This is a genomic window from Streptomyces sp. DH10 (assembly GCF_029813805.1).
In the GTDB taxonomy this organism is placed as follows: Bacteria; Actinomycetota; Actinomycetes; order Streptomycetales; family Streptomycetaceae; genus Streptomyces; species Streptomyces coeruleofuscus.
On record NZ_JARVKU010000024.1, the window covers coordinates 135,545 to 152,342 of the forward strand.

The 16,798-nt window shown below is 69.2% G+C and carries 20 protein-coding genes and 1 tRNA gene; 13 read left to right on the forward strand and 8 right to left on the reverse strand.

Translation table 11 applies throughout. From position 1 onward, the window contains the following. Positions 1-15: 15 nt before the first annotated feature. From QC385_RS36260 to QC385_RS36270, 3 genes are all read right to left on the reverse strand, one after another. Complete coding sequence (locus QC385_RS36260; protein WP_279545639.1) at positions 16-627, reverse strand: hypothetical protein; 612 nt, start codon at positions 625-627, stop codon at positions 16-18. Positions 628-980: 353 nt separating this feature from the next. Further along, positions 981-1,568 carry a nicotinamidase gene (locus tag QC385_RS36265; RefSeq protein WP_279545640.1) on the reverse strand — a complete coding sequence of 196 codons (588 nt, stop codon included), beginning with the start codon at positions 1,566-1,568 and terminating at the stop codon, positions 981-983. Between the two features lie 114 nt (positions 1,569-1,682). Next, positions 1,683-3,029 (reverse strand): nicotinate phosphoribosyltransferase, encoded by a 1,347-nt coding sequence (locus QC385_RS36270; RefSeq protein ID WP_279545641.1) that lies wholly within the window; start codon positions 3,027-3,029, stop codon positions 1,683-1,685. Positions 3,030-3,126: 97 nt separating this feature from the next. On the opposite strand from QC385_RS36270, the gene clpS reads away from it, so the two are divergent. From clpS to QC385_RS36300, 7 genes are all read left to right on the forward strand, one after another. Beyond that, positions 3,127-3,444, forward strand: a complete 318-nt coding sequence (gene clpS, locus QC385_RS36275; protein ID WP_020270284.1) for an ATP-dependent Clp protease adapter ClpS — start codon at positions 3,127-3,129, stop codon at positions 3,442-3,444. A 32-nt stretch (positions 3,445-3,476) separates the two neighbouring features. Next, entirely contained in the window at positions 3,477-4,085 is a 609-nt protein-coding gene (locus QC385_RS36280; protein ID WP_279545642.1) for a DUF2017 domain-containing protein, read from the forward strand. 341 nt (positions 4,086-4,426) lie between these two features. Continuing rightward, positions 4,427-5,851 carry an amino acid permease gene (locus tag QC385_RS36285; RefSeq protein WP_279545643.1) on the forward strand — a complete coding sequence of 475 codons (1,425 nt, stop codon included), beginning with the start codon at positions 4,427-4,429 and terminating at the stop codon, positions 5,849-5,851. Between the two features lie 153 nt (positions 5,852-6,004). Next, positions 6,005-6,427, forward strand: coding sequence for a M67 family metallopeptidase (locus QC385_RS36290; RefSeq protein ID WP_279545644.1), 423 nt, complete (start codon positions 6,005-6,007; stop codon positions 6,425-6,427). A 98-nt stretch (positions 6,428-6,525) separates the two neighbouring features. Beyond that, positions 6,526-6,621, forward strand: coding sequence for a putative leader peptide (locus QC385_RS44135; RefSeq protein WP_317926516.1), 96 nt, complete (start codon positions 6,526-6,528; stop codon positions 6,619-6,621). A gap of 114 nt (positions 6,622-6,735) precedes the next feature. Then, positions 6,736-7,014, forward strand: a complete 279-nt coding sequence (locus QC385_RS36295; RefSeq protein WP_279545645.1) for a MoaD/ThiS family protein — start codon at positions 6,736-6,738, stop codon at positions 7,012-7,014. Positions 7,015-7,020: 6 nt separating this feature from the next. Next, the gene (locus QC385_RS36300; protein ID WP_279545646.1) at positions 7,021-7,971 is read left to right on the forward strand and encodes a PLP-dependent cysteine synthase family protein; all 951 of its coding nucleotides are present in this window, start codon (positions 7,021-7,023) and stop codon (positions 7,969-7,971) included. A gap of 758 nt (positions 7,972-8,729) precedes the next feature. Here the strand turns inward: QC385_RS36300 and QC385_RS36305 are convergent. After that, a complete protein-coding gene (locus tag QC385_RS36305) occupies positions 8,730-9,173 on the reverse strand; it encodes a type II toxin-antitoxin system PemK/MazF family toxin (protein ID WP_279545647.1) in 444 nt (147 codons plus the stop codon). 212 nt (positions 9,174-9,385) lie between these two features. Between QC385_RS36305 and QC385_RS36310 the strand changes: the two genes are divergently transcribed. Beyond that, entirely contained in the window at positions 9,386-10,138 is a 753-nt protein-coding gene (locus QC385_RS36310) for an MBL fold metallo-hydrolase (protein ID WP_279545648.1), read from the forward strand. Between the two features lie 96 nt (positions 10,139-10,234). On the opposite strand, the gene QC385_RS36315 is transcribed toward QC385_RS36310, so the two are convergent. Continuing rightward, entirely contained in the window at positions 10,235-11,497 is a 1,263-nt protein-coding gene (locus QC385_RS36315; RefSeq protein WP_279545649.1) for a PTS transporter subunit EIIC, read from the reverse strand. A 496-nt stretch (positions 11,498-11,993) separates the two neighbouring features. Between QC385_RS36315 and QC385_RS36320 the strand changes: the two genes are divergently transcribed. From QC385_RS36320 to rdgB, 4 genes are all read left to right on the forward strand, one after another. Continuing rightward, positions 11,994-12,227: a glucose PTS transporter subunit EIIB gene (locus QC385_RS36320; protein WP_020270294.1), complete on the forward strand. Its 234-nt coding sequence runs from the start codon at positions 11,994-11,996 to the stop codon at positions 12,225-12,227. A 113-nt stretch (positions 12,228-12,340) separates the two neighbouring features. Then, complete coding sequence (rph, locus tag QC385_RS36325; protein WP_279545650.1) at positions 12,341-13,078, forward strand: ribonuclease PH; 738 nt, start codon at positions 12,341-12,343, stop codon at positions 13,076-13,078. Between the two features lie 142 nt (positions 13,079-13,220). After that, positions 13,221-13,622, forward strand: a complete 402-nt coding sequence (locus QC385_RS36330) for a hypothetical protein (protein ID WP_279545651.1) — start codon at positions 13,221-13,223, stop codon at positions 13,620-13,622. 139 nt (positions 13,623-13,761) lie between these two features. Beyond that, positions 13,762-14,364 (forward strand): RdgB/HAM1 family non-canonical purine NTP pyrophosphatase, encoded by a 603-nt coding sequence (rdgB, locus tag QC385_RS36335; protein ID WP_279545652.1) that lies wholly within the window; start codon positions 13,762-13,764, stop codon positions 14,362-14,364. Positions 14,365-14,412: 48 nt separating this feature from the next. Here the strand turns inward: rdgB and QC385_RS36340 are convergent. The 3 genes from QC385_RS36340 to QC385_RS36350 form a co-directional block, all read right to left on the reverse strand. Then, a tRNA-Leu gene (locus QC385_RS36340) sits at positions 14,413-14,487 on the reverse strand. Between the two features lie 15 nt (positions 14,488-14,502). Beyond that, positions 14,503-14,997 carry an HNH endonuclease gene (locus tag QC385_RS36345; protein WP_279545653.1) on the reverse strand — a complete coding sequence of 165 codons (495 nt, stop codon included), beginning with the start codon at positions 14,995-14,997 and terminating at the stop codon, positions 14,503-14,505. Then, positions 14,994-15,656, reverse strand: a complete 663-nt coding sequence (locus tag QC385_RS36350; protein WP_279545654.1) for an HNH endonuclease signature motif containing protein — start codon at positions 15,654-15,656, stop codon at positions 14,994-14,996. Before QC385_RS36350 ends, QC385_RS36345 begins: the two co-directional genes overlap by 4 nt. Positions 15,657-16,273: 617 nt before the next feature. Between QC385_RS36350 and QC385_RS36355 the strand changes: the two genes are divergently transcribed. After that, positions 16,274-16,723 carry a hypothetical protein gene (locus QC385_RS36355; protein WP_279545655.1) on the forward strand — a complete coding sequence of 150 codons (450 nt, stop codon included), beginning with the start codon at positions 16,274-16,276 and terminating at the stop codon, positions 16,721-16,723. Positions 16,724-16,798 lie beyond the last annotated feature (75 nt).

Below are 16,798 nucleotides of genomic sequence, written 5' to 3' on the forward strand. Positions count from 1 at the left end.
TTTCCTCGCTCGCTGTCAGTACTTGGCCTTGACGCCCTGGACGTCGTCGTACCAGGGCCCGTCGCCGCCGCAGCCGAACTTCCCGGTGCCCTGGCGCATGACGGCCGGGCCGGGGTTGGAGCAGGTGAGGGAGACGTGGTTGAGACCGTAGGCGTGGCCCAGTTCGTGCTCGGCCACGATCTTCTTCTCGCGGGCGGACAGGCCCCCCATGGTGCGCGTGTTGAAGGAGATCTGGACCTCGTCGTAAAGCCAGTAGCCGGCGGTGCAGCCCTTCCACGTGGCGCGCGCCCAGTCGCTCCAGGCGTAGGACTTGTCGCGCACCTCGATCTGGGGGTCGCCGTTGCTCTTCTCGTACCGGAAGAAGCCGGGTGCGCTGGTGTCGTCCCAGCGGCCCTGGGCGCTGTTGAAGGCGTTGTAGTAGGTGCTGCTCACGTCGTAGTAGCGGTACGAGATCGGGTCGTTGCCGCCCACGCCCCAGAACGAGCCGCACAGGTGCGTGTACGCCTGCGCGGGAGCGGCCGTGGTGAAGTGCGCGGCGAGAAAACCGGTGCACAGCAGGAAGACCTGCAGCAGGCGTATGGGTGCCGATTGTCTGCGCTTGCCGCGCGTCCGTAGAGCTGTCGCCATCGATGTGACTCCTGAACAGTCCTCGAAGAAACCTATGTATTGCGGATGTGAATGCTCGAGGAACGGCGCCATTTCGGGCGCTCCTGTAGAAGCCGGATTTCTCGTACGGCTGACGATCTTCCCCCGTCCCCCTGGCTGCGCAGATAGTACACAGCTCCTTCACTTTATGGCCATGAATAATTCGGGAAGAAGTCACGGCCGTCTGGGCCGGAAGGTGATCCGGAATGCAAATAATCCACTTGTGAAGATGGGGCAATAAGACTCCGCAAAGAGGGGCGAAAGCTCAGAACAATGCATGAAAAAAGCCGGGCAAAACACCCTGAGGTGCCTTGCCCGGCTCGGCCGGTGAGGGTTTAGACGACGGGCTTGCCCGAAAGCCCGACCCCGGCCTCGCGCATCTCCTCGACAGCCCGCTCCGTGGTCTCCTCGGCCACCCCCGCGGTCAGGTCCAGCAGCACCTGCGTACGGAAGCCCTCCCGTACGGCGTCCAGCGCGGTGGCCTTCACGCAGTGGTCCGTGGCGATGCCGACCACGTCGACCTCGGTGACCTCGCGGGAGCGGAGCCAGTCGGCCAGTTTCGCGCCGTTCTCGTCCGTGCCCTCGAAGCCGCTGTACGCCGCCGCGTACGCGCCCTTGTCGAAGACGGCGTCGATGGAGCCGGAGGCGACGGCGGGGGCGAAGTTCGGGTGGAAGCCCACGCCCTCCGTGCCGGCGACGCAGTGCGCGGGCCAGGAGCGGACGTAGTCGGGGTTGGTGGAGAAGTGACCGCCGGGGGCGATGTGGTGGTCGCGGGTGGCCACGACGTGCTGGTAGCCGGCCCCGGCCGCCTGGCCGATCAGCTCGGTGACGGCGGCGGCCACGTCGGCACCGCCGGACACCGCGAGGCTGCCCCCCTCGCAGAAGTCGTTCTGCACGTCTACGACGATCAAGGCGCGGCGCATGGTCGGTGTCCTTCGGCTATGAGGTCGGCAAGCCCGGCCGGTGAACTTCCGAGCCTATTGACATGGAGGAGGGGACGGGAGGGGGCAGGCTCGGCGCATCGCGGCACACCGCAACTAGCTACCCGAGGCTCCGTGCGCGTACTCCGTCGGAATGACGGGCTCCCCGCGCGAGAGCTGCGTGGCCGACATCGGGAGCCCCGCTCGCGCCGCCGTGTGCCGGTCCCGCGCCGCGTCCAGCGGCTCCCGGGCGACGACCTCGCCGCCCTTGACCAGCTCCACGAGCAGCTGCCGGTCCGCCAGGTCCGCCGGCACCGGCCCGGTGCCGATCACCTCGGCCTCGGCGACCCCGTAGGAGTCCAGCCGCCGCGCGGCCCACTTGCGCCCGCCCACGGACGTCTTGCCCCCGCTCGACTTCTTCGCCACCGGCACCAGCGGCGCGTCCGGCCCGGCGGACTCGGCCCGCGCGACCAGCTTGTAGACCATCGAGGACGTCGGGTGCCCGGACCCGGTCACCAGCTGCGTACCGACGCCGTACGCGTCCACGGGCGCCGCCGCCAGCGACGCGATCGCGTATTCGTCCAGGTCCGAGGTCACGATGATCTTCGTGTCGGTCGCGCCCAGCTCGTCCAGTTGCTGGCGCACCCGGTGCGCCACCAGCAGCAGGTCGCCGGAGTCGATCCGCACCGCCCCGAGCCCCGTCCCGGCGACCTCGACGGCGGTACGGACCGCCTCGGCGACGTCGTAGGTGTCCACCAGCAGCGTCGTGTCCCGCCCCAGCGTGTTCACCTGGGCCTGGAAGGCGTCCCGCTCGCTGTCGTGCAGCAGGGTGAAGGCGTGGGCGGAGGTGCCGACGGTGGGGATGCCGTAGCGGAACCCGGCGGCCAGGTCCGAGGTGGTCGCGAAACCGCCCACGTACGCGGCCCGGGACGCCGCCACCGCCGCCAGCTCGTGCGTGCGCCGGGCACCCATCTCGATCAGCGGCCGGTCCCCGGCGGCCGACGACATGCGCGAGGCGGCCGCGGCGATCGCCGAGTCGTGGTTGAGGATCGACAGGATCACGGTCTCCAGCAGCACACACTCGGCGAAGGTGCCCTCGACCCGCATGATCGGCGAGCCCGGGAAGTACACCTCCCCCTCGGGGTAGCCCCAGATGTCCCCGCTGAAGCGGTAGCCGGCGAGCCACTCGAGGGTCTCCTCGCCGACGATCCCGCGCTCGCGCAGGAAGTCGAGGACGCCCGCGTCGAAGCGGAAGTTCTCCACCGCGTCCAGCACCCGCCCGGTGCCTCCCACGACGCCGTAGCGGCGCCCGTTCGGCAGGCGTCGGGTGAAGACCTCGAACACACTCCGCCGCTCGGCCGTGCCCGCCTCCAGAGCGGCCCGCAGCATCGTCAGCTCGTACTGGTCCGTGAAGAGCGCCGTCGAGGGAACATCCACCGGCAGCCCAAGGTCCGCTGTGTTCATGAGCGGGATCGTACCCCCATTTCGTCAGTTTGACGATTTACGGCAAGGCCCCCGGTTTCCAGGCCCATTTGTGCGACTACCCCCCTCGGGTGGCAGCATGGGCAGTGTGACGTCACCCGCGCCCCTGGAGATCGAACGGACCGAGTCGGCGGAGGAGGTCTTCGCCGTACCGGAACCGGACCTCCCCTGGGTCACCATCGTCCACAACGACCCGGTCAACCTCATGAGCTATGTGACGTACGTCTTCCAGACGTACTTCGGCTACTCCAAGGACAAGGCCACCAAGCTCATGCTCGACGTCCACCACAAGGGCCGGGCGGTCGTCTCCAGCGGCAGCCGCGAGGAGATGGAACGCGACGTGCAGGCCATGCACGGCTACGGCCTGTGGGCCACCCTCCAGCAGGACCGCAAGTAGCCAGCTCCCCGCCCAGCAGCGAAAAGGCGTTCATGCCCGGAACCTTCGAACCGCTTCCCGGCGGCGGCGCGGCCGTCGCCCTCGACGACGTCGAGATCTCCATCATCCGGTCGCTGGCCGTCCAGCTTCTGGAGCTCATCGGCCCCGGCCCCGCCGAGGACGCCTCCGACGACCCGCTCGCCGAGCTGTTCGCGGACGGCCCGAGCGAGCCGCCCGCCGACCCGGTGCTCAAGCGGCTCTTCCCGGACGCCTACAGCGACCCCGAGCAGCCCGCCTCGCCGCAGGACGCCGAGGAGCGGCGGGCGTACTCCGCCGAGTTCCGCCGCTACACCGAGAACGACCTGCGAGCCGGCAAGCGGGACAACGCCCTCGCGGTGATCCGCTCCCTGGACGCGCTCTCCTCGGCCTCGGCCGGCGAGGGCGGCGCGGTGCTGAAGCTGTCGGTGGAGGAGTCCCAGCGGTGGCTGTCGGCCCTGAACGACCTGCGGCTCGCGATCGGCTCGCGGTTGGAGATCGCCGACGAGGAGGACACCGACCTCCTCTACCGCCTCCCGGACGAGGACCCGCGCAAGCCGATGGTGATGGCCTACCTGTGGCTGGGTGGACTCCAGGAGACGCTGGTCGGAACCCTTATGCCCTGATCCGTGCAGGTTCTGTGACCTCCGGATGGCCCATTCGTGTTCGCTCAGAGGACACTCAAATCCGGATAACGATCCCGTCACCGCACCCGCCTCCTATGGCCTCTTTCGGGTGCGCTTTGTCCGGTTTCTCTGTGTGGTGCGCCACATCGCGCCTCTGTGATCAGTATTGCGGCCGTGATAAATCTTCACGACCGCCCGGCCGACACCACCCGAATGTCCGGCCGGGTGCGCCACCGAGCCGGTAACCGCCGGCCAGGCACCGCTCCATTTATCCGGGGGGATCGAGACCCGATCCGAGGCCGACGAAGGTCCGGGTCGGCATGGAGAAAGGCGCACCACACATGACCTCTGCGCAGGTCGACACGGAAAACGTCCCTGAAGAGGGGTACGAGCGCGGACTCGGCAGTCGCCAGGTCCAGATGATCGCGATCGGCGGCGCCATCGGCGTCGGCCTGTTCATGGGTGCCGGAGCGAACATCGCCAAGGCGGGACCCAGCATCATCCTCATGTACGCCCTCGCCGGCGTCGTGATCTTCTTCATCATGCGGGCGCTGGGCGAACTGCTCCTCTACCGGCCCGTCTCCGGCTCCTTCGCCGAGTACGCCCGCGAGTTCCTCGGCCCGTTCTTCGGGTTCGTCACGGGCTGGACGTACTGGCTCATGTGGGTGGTCACCGGCATGGCCGAGCTCACGGCCGCCGCGATCTACATCCACTTCTGGTTCCCGGAGATCCCGCAGTGGGTCAGCGCCCTGGTGTTCCTGGTGGTGCTCTTCGGCGTCAACCTGATCTCCGTCAAGATCTTCGGCGAGGTCGAGTTCTGGTTCTCGATGATCAAGGTCACGGCCATCATCGGCATGATCGTCATCGGCCTCGGCGTGCTCACCCTCGGCTTCTCCGACGCCGGTGACACCGCCACCGTCTCCAACCTCTGGTCGCACGACGGCTTCTTCCCGAACGGCATCGGCTCCAGCCTGATGACGCTCCAGGGCGTCATGTTCGCCTACCTCGCCGTCGAGCTCGTCGGCGTCACCGCGGGCGAGTCCGAGAACCCCGAGAAGACCCTGCCCAAGGCCATCAACACCCTGCCCTGGCGCATCATCGTCTTCTACGTCGGCGCGCTGCTGGTGATCCTCTCCGTCGTCAAGTGGACCGAGTTCTCCGCCGGCGAGAGCCCGTTCGTCCACGCCTTCGGCAAGATCGGCATCCCGCTCGCCGCGGGCATCGTCAACTTCGTGGTGCTCACCGCGGCCCTGTCGTCCTGCAACTCGGGCATGTACTCGACCGGCCGGATGCTGCGCGACCTGGCCTCCAACAGCGAGGCGCCGCAGGCGTTCGGCAAGCTCAACGCCCGCAAGACGCCCGCCGTCGGCATCACGGTCTCCGTGGCGCTCATGGGCATCGGCGTCGTCCTGAACTACGTCGTCCCGGAGAAGGCGTTCCTCTACGTCACCTCCGTCGCCACCGCGGCCGGCATCTGGACCTGGATGATGATCCTCGTCAGCCACATCCGCTACCGCGCGGCGGTCGACGCGGGCCGGCTGCGCGCCTCGTCCTTCCCCGCCCCCGGCGGAGCGCTCTTCAGCTGGGTCGCGCTCCTCTTCCTCATCGGCGTGACCTGCATGATCGCGTACGACAAGGACGCGCGGATCTGCCTGTACGTCGCGGCCGGCTGGGCCGTCGCCCTCGGCATCGGCTGGGCGGTCCTCAAGAGCCGCAACCCGCAGATCGCCGAGCGCCGCGACGCGGAGTTCGAGAAGGTCGGCTGAGCTCCAAAAAGGCCGGCCACGAACCAGACAGGACGTCCAGCCGCAGGGAGTACTCGTGGCACCCCCTGCGGCTGCCGCTCAGGGCGTCCGGCATGTGGGCCGTTCCGTACCAGCCATCGGTACGGAACGGCCCTTCTGCTTATCCTGACGAACATGCTGACCATCACCCAGGCCCTCGTCGACCAGATCGTCGCCCACGCGCGCAAGGACCACCCCGACGAGGCGTGCGGCGTCGTGGCGGGCCCGGCGGGCTCGGACCGCCCCGAGCGCTTCATCCCGATGCTCAACGCGGCCATGTCGCCCACGTTCTACGAGTTCGACTCCGGCGACCTGCTCAAGCTCTACCGCGAGATGGACGACCGTGACGAGGAGCCGGTGGTGATCTACCACTCCCACACGGCGACCGAGGCCTACCCCTCCCGCACGGACATCTCCTACGCGAACGAGCCCGGCGCGCACTACGTCCTCGTCTCCACGGCCGACACCGACGGGGCCGGCGAGTTCCAGTTCCGCTCGTTCCGGATCGTGGAGGGCGAGGTCACGGAGGAGCAGGTCGAGATCGTCGAGGCCTACTGAACGGGCCTGAACAGCGCGGTCTCACTCCCCGGCCTCAAATCGTCCGCGATGTGGGATCACATTCCAGAACCCGGACCGGGAATCGATACGATGAGCCCATGGTTTTCCACGACGTGAGCGACAAGACGCCGGGCACGCTGCTCGTGGCGCGGCTGCACGTCGACCTGTGCAGGCTCGCCAGCGCCATCTGTTGACGCCGGTCCCTGCCGCCGTACGGCCGTGAGCCGCGGCGCTGCACACACGCACCACCCCGCTGTTTCTGCGCTGCCGCGCGCCCGACTGACTACTCCCGACAGGAGCCCTGAGCCATGGCCATCGAGGTCCGCATCCCGACCATCCTCCGCCAGTACACCGACGGTCAGAAGGCGGTGGAGGGCAGCGGTGACACCCTCGCCGACCTGTTCGCCGACCTCGAGAAGCGGCATGCCGGCATCCAGGCCCGCATCGTGGACGGCGACCAGCTGCGCCGCTTCGTCAACGTCTACCTGAACGACGAGGACGTGCGCTTCCTCGACGGCATCAACACCAAGCTGACGGACGGCGACAACGTCACGATCCTGCCGGCCGTGGCCGGCGGCATGGTCTGATCACCGATGCGCTACGACTCACCCCTGGCCGCGGTCGGCAACACCCCCCTGGTGCGCCTGCCGCGGCTGTCGCCGTCCGCCGACGTGCGTATCTGGGCGAAGCTGGAGGACCGCAACCCGACCGGGTCGGTCAAGGACCGCCCGGCCCTGCACATGATCGAGCAGGCGGAGAAGGACGGCCGCCTGACCCCGGGCTGCACGATCCTGGAGCCCACGTCGGGCAACACCGGCATCTCCCTGGCCATGGCGGCGAAGCTCAAGGGCTACCGCATCGTCTGCGTGATGCCGGAGAACACCTCGCGGGAACGGCGCGACCTGCTGGCCATGTGGGGCGCCGAGATCATCTCCTCCCCGGCCGCGGGCGGCTCCAACACCGCCGTGCGCGTCGCCAAGGAGCTCTCGGCCGAGCACCCGGACTGGGTGATGCTCTACCAGTACGGCAACCCGGACAACGCGGGCGCCCACTACGCGACGACGGGCCCCGAGATCCTCGCGGACCTGCCCTCCGTCACCCACTTCGTGGCGGGCCTCGGCACCACCGGCACGCTCATGGGTGTGGGCCGCTACCTGCGCGAGAACAAGCCGGACGTCCAGATCGTCGCTGCCGAACCGCGCTACGACGACCTGGTCTACGGCCTGCGCAACCTCGACGAGGGCTTCGTCCCCGAGCTGTACGACGCGTCGGTCCTCACCAGCCGCTTCTCGGTCGGCTCGGCGGACGCGGTCACCCGCACCCGCGAGCTGCTCCAGCAGGAGGGCATCTTCGCCGGCGTCTCCACGGGCGCCGCGCTGCACGCCGCGCTCGGCGTCGGCAAGAAGGCCGTCAAGGCCGGCGAGCCGGCCGACATCGTCTTCGTCGTCGCCGACGGCGGCTGGAAGTACCTGTCGACGGGCGTCTACACGGCGACCACGACGGAGGAGGCCATCGAAACGCTCCAGGGGCAACTCTGGGCGTAACCCGACGGCGAACCAGAGAAGAAGGGCCGGAGTGAGGACTCCGGCCCTTCCGCGTGTCCGGCCTTTCCGCGTTTCAGCCCGCAGTCCCGGCGGGACCCAGCCCGGGCGTGGGCCGGTCCCCGGCCAGCCCGGCTTGCTGAACCGCCCTGGCGGCCGGGCGGGCCCGCCGGAAGCCGACCGCGGTCATCGCTGCCGCGCTGGTGCCGCACCTGCTGCTCCCACGGCCGTGGCGAGGGTGGCGGCAGACGGCCGGGGGCACGGCCCGGGTTTTGGCGCGGCGGCGCGGTCGCCGTGCCTGGGTCCCGGCCGTCGCGCCCCGTCCGCGACATGTTCCCGTGGGGATACCGCACAGGGAGCCCTGGCTCTCAACCGGCCATGCACCGCGCGGTCATCGCTGCCGCGCTGGTGCCGCACCGGCGGCTCCCACGGCCGTGTGCCAGGGCGTCGGCCGACAGTCGGGACCCCCGTCCGGCCTCGGCGCGAGGCGGCGCCGTCGTCGTATCCGGCTTCTCGCGCTCGGCGGACCTGCCTGAGCCTCGGGTATCCCGCCCAGTCACCCGCCCGGGTCCCGGTTGTTGGACCGGGGCCGACCCGCCCCGGGCCGTGGGTCGTCGCGCCCGGCCACCGACCCGGGCCCCCGCCATCGACGTCGGCCGTCGCGCCCGGCCACCGACCCGGGCCCCGGCCCTGGCCGTCGGCCGTCGCGCCCGGTCCCGCGGCAAGTTCCCGCAGGGACGCCGTAATAGGAGCCCCGGCTCTCAGCCGGCCAGGTACCGGACCTGGTCCCACAGCGCCGGGTCCACCACGCCGACCCGGCGGCGGAAGCCCCACACCGGGACCTCCCGCAGTTCGTCCGTCTCCAGGAAGCTCGCGCGGCCCTGGGTGTCGCCGACCGAGCCCGGGGGGAGGGGGATCACGCCGGTGCGCTCGTGCCGGAAGCGGGTGGTGATCTTCGCGACGGTCGCCCGTTCCCCGCGCACCGCCAGCACCAGGCAGGGGCGGTCCTTCGTGCGGGCCTCGTCCTCGTAGGGGACGTCCGCCCACCAGATCTCCGCCGGCTGCGGCAGCCCCGCCGCCGTGGCGGTGGCAGCCGCCGTCCGGCCCCGCCGCGCCGACGACCGCAGACCCCAGCCGTCGACGAGCGTGGCGACGAGCGCGAGCAGTACCACTGCGGCGAGCGCCAGCCACCAGGACGTGTCCATACTGAGACGGTACCGGCGCCGTCCCTCCCACGCGCCCCCCTCGCAAGGATCACGCCGCGCCCTGCCAGCCGAACCGGTGACACCACAGGTGAGTTCGCCCACAACGGCCCTTGGCGGAGGAGCGACCGGAGGTTTTGCGCCTTACGCTCGACGCACCGCACGACCCCCGACGCCCCTCTCAGACTTATCCCGCCAGCGGAGGTTTCTGCTTCATGAAGCTCACCGTCGTCGGCTGCTCGGGGTCGTTCCCGTCCGCGGAATCGGCCTGCTCGAGCTACCTCGTCGAGGCCGACGGCTTCCGGCTGCTTCTCGACATGGGCAACGGTGCCCTGGGCGAGTTGCAGCGCCACTGCGGTCTCTACGACCTCGACGCGATCTTCCTCAGCCATCTGCACGCCGACCACTGCATCGACATGTGCGCGTACTTCGTCGCGCGCTACTACCGCCACGACGGCGGCCGCTGCGATCCGCTCCCCGTCTTCGGACCGGAAGGCACGGAACACCGGCTGACCACCGCCTACGCGGACACCCCCTCCGCCTCCTCCATGAGCGAGGTCTTCGACTTCCACACGGTCAAGCCGTCCACCTTCGAGATCGGCCCGTTCACGGTGCACACCGAGCGCGTGGCCCACCCCGTGGAGGCGTACGGCATCCGCGTCGAACACGACGGCAAGGTCCTGACGTACTCCGGCGACACCGGCCTGAGCCCCGCCCTGGACGAACTCGCCCGGGACGCCGACCTGTTCCTGTGCGAGGCGGCGTTCACGCACGGCAAGGAGAACATCCCCGACCTGCACCTCAACGGCCGCGAGGCGGGCGAGACGGCGGCCCGGGCAGGTGCCCGGCGCCTGGTCCTCACGCACATCCCGCCGTGGACGGACCCCCAGGTCAACCTGGCCGACGCCCGCGCGGTGTACGACGGCCCCGTGGACCTCGCGGCACCCCGGCAGACGTACGAGATCTGAAGGGGCCACACCCCGCACCCGAGCACGACGAGGCCCCGGAACCGAAGCGGTTCCGGGACCTTCCGCGTGTGCCGGACCTGTCGCTCGAGGCAGGTCCTACTTCGCCTCCGCCTTCTGGAGTTCCGCGAGTTCCTCGTCGGACTCGCGGCCCGGCGTCGGCAGGTTGAACTTCGTGATCGCGAAGCGGAAGACCACGTAGTAGACCGCCGCGAAGCACAGCCCCACCAGGGCCAGGCCCCACGGGTTGGTCGCGATGCCGAGGTTCAGGAAGAAGTCCACCGCGCCGGCCGAGAAGCCGAAGCCGTCCTTCATCCCCAGGGCCCAGGTCAGCGCCATCGAGACACCGGTGAGCACCGCGTGGATCGCGTACAGCACCGGCGCGATGAACATGAAGGTGAACTCGATCGGCTCGGTGACACCCGTGACGAACGACGTCAGCGCGAGGGAGAACATCATGCCGCCGACGACCTTGCGGCGCTCGGGCCGGGCGCAGTGCACGATCGCCAGGCAGGCGGCCGGCAGGGCGAACATCATGATCGGGAAGAAGCCGGTCATGAACTGGCCGGCGCTCGGGTCGCCCGCCAGGAACCGGGCGATGTCACCGCTCTTGCCCTCGTAGGTGCCGGCCTGGAGCCAGGGGAAGGAGTTCAGCAGGTGGTGCATGCCGATCGGGATCAACGCGCGGTTGGCGACGCCGAAGATGCCCGCGCCGACGGCTCCGGAGCCCACCAGCCACTCGCCGAGATTGTGCAGGGCCGTGCCGAGGACCGGCCATATGTAGCCGAAGACGATGCCGATGGCCAGGCCCGCGAAGGCGGCGAGGATCGGGACCAGGCGGCGACCGCCGAAGAAGCCCGCCCAGTCGGGCAGCTTGGTGCGGTAGAAGCGCTGGTAGAGCAGGGCGACGACGAGGCCCATCACCACACCGCCGAGCACCTTGGCGTCCACCGGCGCGTCCGTCATGACGACCTTGCCGTCGACGGCCGTCGCCACCTGGGGCAGGTTCGGGTCGGTGAACGTGGCCAGGACGTTCTTGAAGACCAGGTAACCGACGACGGCGGCGAGAGCGGTCGAGCCGTCCGACTTCTTCGCGAAGCCGATCGCGATGCCCACGGCGAACAGCAGCGCCATGTTGTCGAGGATCGCGTTGCCGCCCGCGCTCATGAAGCCCGCGATCTTGGTGATGAACTCCGGGAACGACTCCCGCCCGAGCATGTCGGCGTTGCCGAGGCGGACCAGGAGCGCGGCGGCAGGCAGCACGGCGACGGGCAGCATGAGGCTGCGGCCGATGCGCTGCAGGACCGCCATCACCGCCGACCCCTTCTTCGGGCTCGCGGGCGCGGCTGTGGTTGTGGACATGAACTTCCTCCATGGGGCACGGCGCCGCCCAGGGAAGAGTTCGACGGGGGACGGCGGCGTCTCAAAAGGGGAACGCGGTTCACAAGGGCACCGCGCGACCTCCACCGGTGAGTGGTGTAGACCAGTTGTAGCACGGCCACCCGAACGAGCGGAACCCGCCAATTCCGCCCGCCCCGACGATCACGCCTCGGCGCTGTCGTCGACTTCCTCCTCGGGCTCGCGCCCCGGAGTATTCAGGTCGAACTTCGTGATCGCGAACCGGAAGATCACGTAGTGGACAGCGCGGGCAGGACTCGCGGCGGCCTCGGCGCCGACGGGGCCTCGGCACTTATTCCCGGTCCCTTTGTCGAGAGGCAGGCTCCTGGTGTAGACCAGTCGAACGGACGGTCGCACACTGACGTGACGCCATCCTTCGGCACGCACGACATGACCGCTCGCAAAGTTGGGTCAACTGTGGGTTACTGCGACAAAGCGGTTCGGATCAGGGAGAAGGAACATGGCCACCAAGGCTGAGAAGATCGTTGCCGGGCTCGGCGGCATCGACAACATCGAAGAGGTCGAAGGCTGCATCACCCGCCTGCGCACCGAGGTCGTGGACCCCGCCAAGGTCGACGAGGCCGCCCTGAAGGCCGCCGGCGCCCACGGCGTCGTCAAGATGGGCACCGCGATCCAGGTCGTCATCGGCACCGACGCCGACCCCATCGCCGCGGAGATCGAAGACCTGATGTGAAGCGCGGGGATCACCCCGGGCTTCACCCCCTGACGGACCCCCGAGGTCAGTCGTGAGGGCCCCTCCCCACCGCGGGAGGGGCCCCTTCCGTATGTACGGATAGGCTCAGCGGCATGTCTCGAATCGACGGCCGCACCCCCCACCAACTCCGCCCGATCACCATCGAACGCGGCTGGAGCAAGCACGCCGAAGGCTCCGTCCTCGTCTCCTTCGGCGACACCAAGGTCTTCTGCACCGCCTCCGTCACCGAAGGCGTCCCACGCTGGCGCAAGGGCAGCGGCGAAGGCTGGGTCACCGCCGAATACTCCATGCTGCCCCGCTCCACCAACACCCGCGGCGACCGCGAGTCCGTCAGGGGCCGCATCGGCGGCCGCACCCACGAGATCTCCCGCCTCATCGGCCGCTCCCTGCGCGCCGTCATCGACTACAAGGCCCTCGGCGAGAACACCATCGTCCTCGACTGCGACGTCCTCCAGGCCGACGGCGGCACCCGCACCGCCGCCATCACCGGCGCCTACGTGGCGCTCGCGGACGCCGTCGCCTGGGCACAGCGCAAGAAGCTCATCAAGGCCGGCCGCCAGCCCCTCACCGGCACCGTCAGCGCCGTCTCCGTCGGCATCGTCGGCGGCGTCCCCCTCCTCGACCTCTGCTACGAGGAGGACGTCAAGGCCGACACCGACATGAACGTCGTCTGCACCGGCGACGGCCGCTTCGTCGAGGTCCAGGGCACCGCCGAGGCCGAACCCTTCGCCCGCGACGAACTCAACGCCCTCCTCGACCTCGCCGTCGCCGGCTGCACCGAACTCGCCGCCCACCAGCGCACGGCGCTTGATACCGTCCTCGAAAAGTAAAGGGCGCGCCAAGACAGGTGCTCGGCACGGGCAACCGCGCCGAGCACACTCGCGTCTGAAGGAGTACGGGCGCACGGCTCATCCCTGTGCGTCCGGCCAGCCACACGGGCCGCCCGGCCCGACCGACGAGAGGGACCGTTCCATGGCCGCGAGCCGCCGCCGACGCCGCACCGCAGCCGTCGCCGCCACCCTGGCGGCCGTCGCGCTGACCGCCGGACTCACCACCGGCTGCGCCGCCGTCGACAAGGCGCTGGACTGCGTCCAGACCGCCGACGCCATCGCCGACAGCGTCACGGAACTCCAGCAGGCCGTGGACAACGCCGCGAACGACCCGACGCAGCTCGACGAGTCCCTCGACTCCATCGACAAGAACCTGACCAAGATCGGCGACAAGACCGACAACGCGGACGTCAACAAGGCCGTGGACGACCTCAACCAGGCCGTCGGCAACGTCCGTACGGCGATCAAGAACGGCGACGAGACGCCCGACATCAGCCCGGTCACGGACGCGGCGGGCGAACTGACGAAGGTCTGCACGCCGTAACGCTGCCGCGACGCTGCGCTGGCTGGGCAGGGCTTCTCGTCTGCCGGGTCTTGTCGGTGGGTGGGTGCGGGTCCGTGGTGGCTGGTCGCGCAGTTCCCCGCGCCCCTGACGGGGCGCGGGTGCGGCGATACTGGGGGCCATGAGTCGTCTGATCCTCGCCACCCGCAACGCCGGAAAGATCACCGAACTGCGCGCGATCCTCGCCGAAGCCGGACTGCCCCACGAACTCGTCGGCGCCGACGCCTACCCGGACATCCCCGACGTCAAGGAAACGGGCGTCACCTTCGCGGAGAACGCGCTGCTGAAGGCCCACGCCCTGGCCCAGGCGACGGGCCTGCCCGCGGTCGCCGACGACTCCGGCCTCTGCGTCGACGTCCTGAACGGCGCCCCCGGCATCTTCTCCGCCCGCTGGTCCGGCCGCCACGGCGACGACAAGGCCAACCTCGACCTGCTCCTCGCCCAACTCTCGGACATCGCCGACGAACACCGCGGCGCCCACTTCGCCTGCGCGGCGGCGCTGGCCCTGCCGGACGGCACGGAGCGGGTGGTGGAAGGCCAACTGCGGGGCGTCCTACGCCACGAGCCGACGGGTTCGGGCGGCTTCGGCTACGACCCGATCCTCCAGCCGGAGGGTGAGACACGGACCTGTGCGGAGCTGACTCCCCAGGAGAAGAACGCGATCAGCCATCGGGGGAAGGCGTTCAGGGCGCTGGTGCCGGTGGTGCGGGAACTGCTTGGCTGACGACGGCAGGGAGAAGGGCGCGCCACTGAGTGGTGCGCCCTTCGTGGATGGGCCCGGTGGGACTCGAACCCACGACACACCGGACCTAAACCGGCGCCCTCTTGCCAGCTGGGGTACGGGCCCACAGCGCTGCCTACTCTACTTGGCCTGGTGGACCGCTCGGCGGCCTCCTCGGCACCACGTCCTGGTGATCGCGTGGCAATTCGGGCACAGCAGCCGCAGGTTCTCGCGCCGGTCGTCGCTCCAGTCCCCGTTGATGTGATCGACCTCCAGCGTCATGGGCTTGCCGAGCCACTCGGGGCCGATGCCACACCGCGCGCACCGCTCAGGCACGCCAACGGCTCCGAGAGCGCGGCGCAACAGTGACGTGCTGGTCCTGCGCTTGCCGTCGTGCCGGACCAAAATTTCCTCGGGACGCTTGGCCGGGATCGTTCCGGGTTTGCCCCGGTTGTGTGACTGTCCCAGAAAATGCGCCGTGTCGATGTGCTGCCGGCTGATCCACTGGCGCAGCATCGCCCGCTGCCCGCCGTTGTCCGGCCGCCCAAGGTGGCGCAGCACCTCTGCGAGGGAGACGGACTGGGCGACGGCGACGCGCAGTTCTTCGGGAGTGGGCCGGGCTCGTCGCCTGCTCATGAGGCACGGTCCCGCGTGCACGCCTTGCCGCGCCCTCGGTAACTGTCCGCCGTCGAGTGGCAGTTGGGGCAGAGGAACCGAACGTTTTCGACCCGGTTGTTCCGCCAGTCGCCGTCGATGTGGTCAACCTCCAAGGGCAGCGTTTTCCCCAGCCAGACCGCTTCGAGGCCGCACAGAGCGCAGCGCTCCTCGATGCCCAGCTCGCGCATCGCCCTTTTGAGCCGGGCACTCGGGACCCGTCTGGCATGCGTCGACGTGTCCTCGACGAGGATTTCCTCAGCGGTCCGACGACGCTGGTTGTGCCTCATCCTCTCCGTGCGGACCACAGGCACGAAATGCGACGTGTCGATGCGGTAGGCCTTGATGCGGCGACTGATGTGCGTGTGATGTCCCCCGACCAGCTCGAGGCCGAGATGACGCAGCACATCATTCGTGTTGGTCGAGGCGGACACAGCCGCTTGCAGGATCTCCTTGGTCCACTTGTTCCCCTCCCGCACGAAGTGGGAGGTGTCCACCCCCAACTTCTTCATCCGCTGCCTGAGGTACTCCCGCGTGGCGCTCCCCGGATCCACCCCCAACCGCACCAACGCCTCCGACAACGTTCGCGCCCCCCGAGCCGCCTCCTCCAGCCGCTCCCTGGTGTACGCACTCGCCCCCATCGAGCCCCTCCGTCACTCCGTCTACCGACCACTCGTTCGGGATCTCGCACGGAGTAACGAACCGTTGATCGGACGGTCACGCCCGAAAGCCCCTTATCACGGGCGCCGGGGCTTTTGCGGAACAGGGAGGCCGAAATGCTGCGGTCGGGCTCGCCGGAGCTGGTGGGTCAGGAGGTCTGGACCACCTGTCGCTTGTCACTTTCCGAGCCGGATCGGGGTGCGGTCGGCGTTGCGAGTGCGATGCCAGACCGGCGGGAGGTGTCGAGGCTCCGGCCGTGCGGTCCGCCTTCTCTGCCGGGGGCACTGAGAGGCCCTTTCCACAGGTCGTAAGGCCTTGAATCGCTCTCGTACGAAGAACCGCACGCTCGTCGAGCGGACCGACGCCACCCGCAGAGCTCGACGGCTCCTTCGCTGTCGCAGTGCTCGACCACCCGGATCGCCGCATCCGTGCAGGTCATCCACACCTTGCACCTCGTCAGCTCAGACCGGCGGTTCGAGGCACGAAATGCTTACGTCACATTGACTGAAAGATCATCTGTTCGATAGCTTCCACGCCTCGCCTGATGTGGACAGGCCTCGTGGGGGGCCGTATCAGGTGGGAGATTCGGAGTTCCCGCATGTCGGGCAGATCCTCCAAGCGCGCAGCCGCCGTGGTCGCCATGGCGTCAGCCTTCACTCTCGCGTTGTCCTCTGGTGCCTGGGCCAACTGGTCGAGCAGCATCAACTCGTGGACGGACGGCGGCGGGAGCAACGGGCAGTCCCGCTACTGGGCGGACCAGAGCTACTCGGAGATCATCTTCAAGGGTTGTTCCGTGCAGGGCGGCAGCAAGACCACGGGGGTCGAGCTGTGGGACTACGACGCGCTGTCGTCCAACGACTTCTACGGTGAGAAGACGTTCACCAACTGCTTCAACGGCACGAGCTACGCGAGCCGGGGCGAGTACAACGGCCTGCCCGAGGAGTCGGACTACTTCTTCCAGCTCGACAACGTCGGCGGCGGAAGCAACGCGTGCTGCCTGCTGTGGGCGACCTACGCGGGAGTCGACACCACTCTCGCCGATTCCTGATCAGTGATCTGCAGCGTGGTGGCCCCCCGCCCGGCGGGGGCCCCCCCCCCCGGGCCCCCCCCCCCCAGCACGCGG

Bases quoted from the DNA above. Each gene is read 5' to 3' on its own strand.
- QC385_RS36260 (WP_279545639.1), bottom strand. From the start codon at position 627: ATGGCGACAGCTCTACGGACGCGCGGCAAGCGCAGACAATCGGCACCC.
- QC385_RS36265 (WP_279545640.1), bottom strand. From the start codon at position 1,568: ATGCGCCGCGCCTTGATCGTCGTAGACGTGCAGAACGACTTCTGCGAG.
- QC385_RS36270 (WP_279545641.1), bottom strand. From the start codon at position 3,029: ATGAACACAGCGGACCTTGGGCTGCCGGTGGATGTTCCCTCGACGGCG.
- clpS (WP_020270284.1), top strand. From the start codon at position 3,127: ATGGGCAGTGTGACGTCACCCGCGCCCCTGGAGATCGAACGGACCGAG.
- QC385_RS36280 (WP_279545642.1), top strand. From the start codon at position 3,477: ATGCCCGGAACCTTCGAACCGCTTCCCGGCGGCGGCGCGGCCGTCGCC.
- QC385_RS36285 (WP_279545643.1), top strand. From the start codon at position 4,427: ATGACCTCTGCGCAGGTCGACACGGAAAACGTCCCTGAAGAGGGGTAC.
- QC385_RS36290 (WP_279545644.1), top strand. From the start codon at position 6,005: ATGCTGACCATCACCCAGGCCCTCGTCGACCAGATCGTCGCCCACGCG.
- QC385_RS44135 (WP_317926516.1), top strand. From the start codon at position 6,526: ATGGTTTTCCACGACGTGAGCGACAAGACGCCGGGCACGCTGCTCGTG.
- QC385_RS36295 (WP_279545645.1), top strand. From the start codon at position 6,736: ATGGCCATCGAGGTCCGCATCCCGACCATCCTCCGCCAGTACACCGAC.
- QC385_RS36300 (WP_279545646.1), top strand. From the start codon at position 7,021: ATGCGCTACGACTCACCCCTGGCCGCGGTCGGCAACACCCCCCTGGTG.
- QC385_RS36305 (WP_279545647.1), bottom strand. From the start codon at position 9,173: ATGGACACGTCCTGGTGGCTGGCGCTCGCCGCAGTGGTACTGCTCGCG.
- QC385_RS36310 (WP_279545648.1), top strand. From the start codon at position 9,386: ATGAAGCTCACCGTCGTCGGCTGCTCGGGGTCGTTCCCGTCCGCGGAA.
- QC385_RS36315 (WP_279545649.1), bottom strand. From the start codon at position 11,497: ATGTCCACAACCACAGCCGCGCCCGCGAGCCCGAAGAAGGGGTCGGCG.
- QC385_RS36320 (WP_020270294.1), top strand. From the start codon at position 11,994: ATGGCCACCAAGGCTGAGAAGATCGTTGCCGGGCTCGGCGGCATCGAC.
- rph (WP_279545650.1), top strand. From the start codon at position 12,341: ATGTCTCGAATCGACGGCCGCACCCCCCACCAACTCCGCCCGATCACC.
- QC385_RS36330 (WP_279545651.1), top strand. From the start codon at position 13,221: ATGGCCGCGAGCCGCCGCCGACGCCGCACCGCAGCCGTCGCCGCCACC.
- rdgB (WP_279545652.1), top strand. From the start codon at position 13,762: ATGAGTCGTCTGATCCTCGCCACCCGCAACGCCGGAAAGATCACCGAA.
- QC385_RS36345 (WP_279545653.1), bottom strand. From the start codon at position 14,997: ATGAGCAGGCGACGAGCCCGGCCCACTCCCGAAGAACTGCGCGTCGCC.
- QC385_RS36350 (WP_279545654.1), bottom strand. From the start codon at position 15,656: ATGGGGGCGAGTGCGTACACCAGGGAGCGGCTGGAGGAGGCGGCTCGG.
- QC385_RS36355 (WP_279545655.1), top strand. From the start codon at position 16,274: ATGTCGGGCAGATCCTCCAAGCGCGCAGCCGCCGTGGTCGCCATGGCG.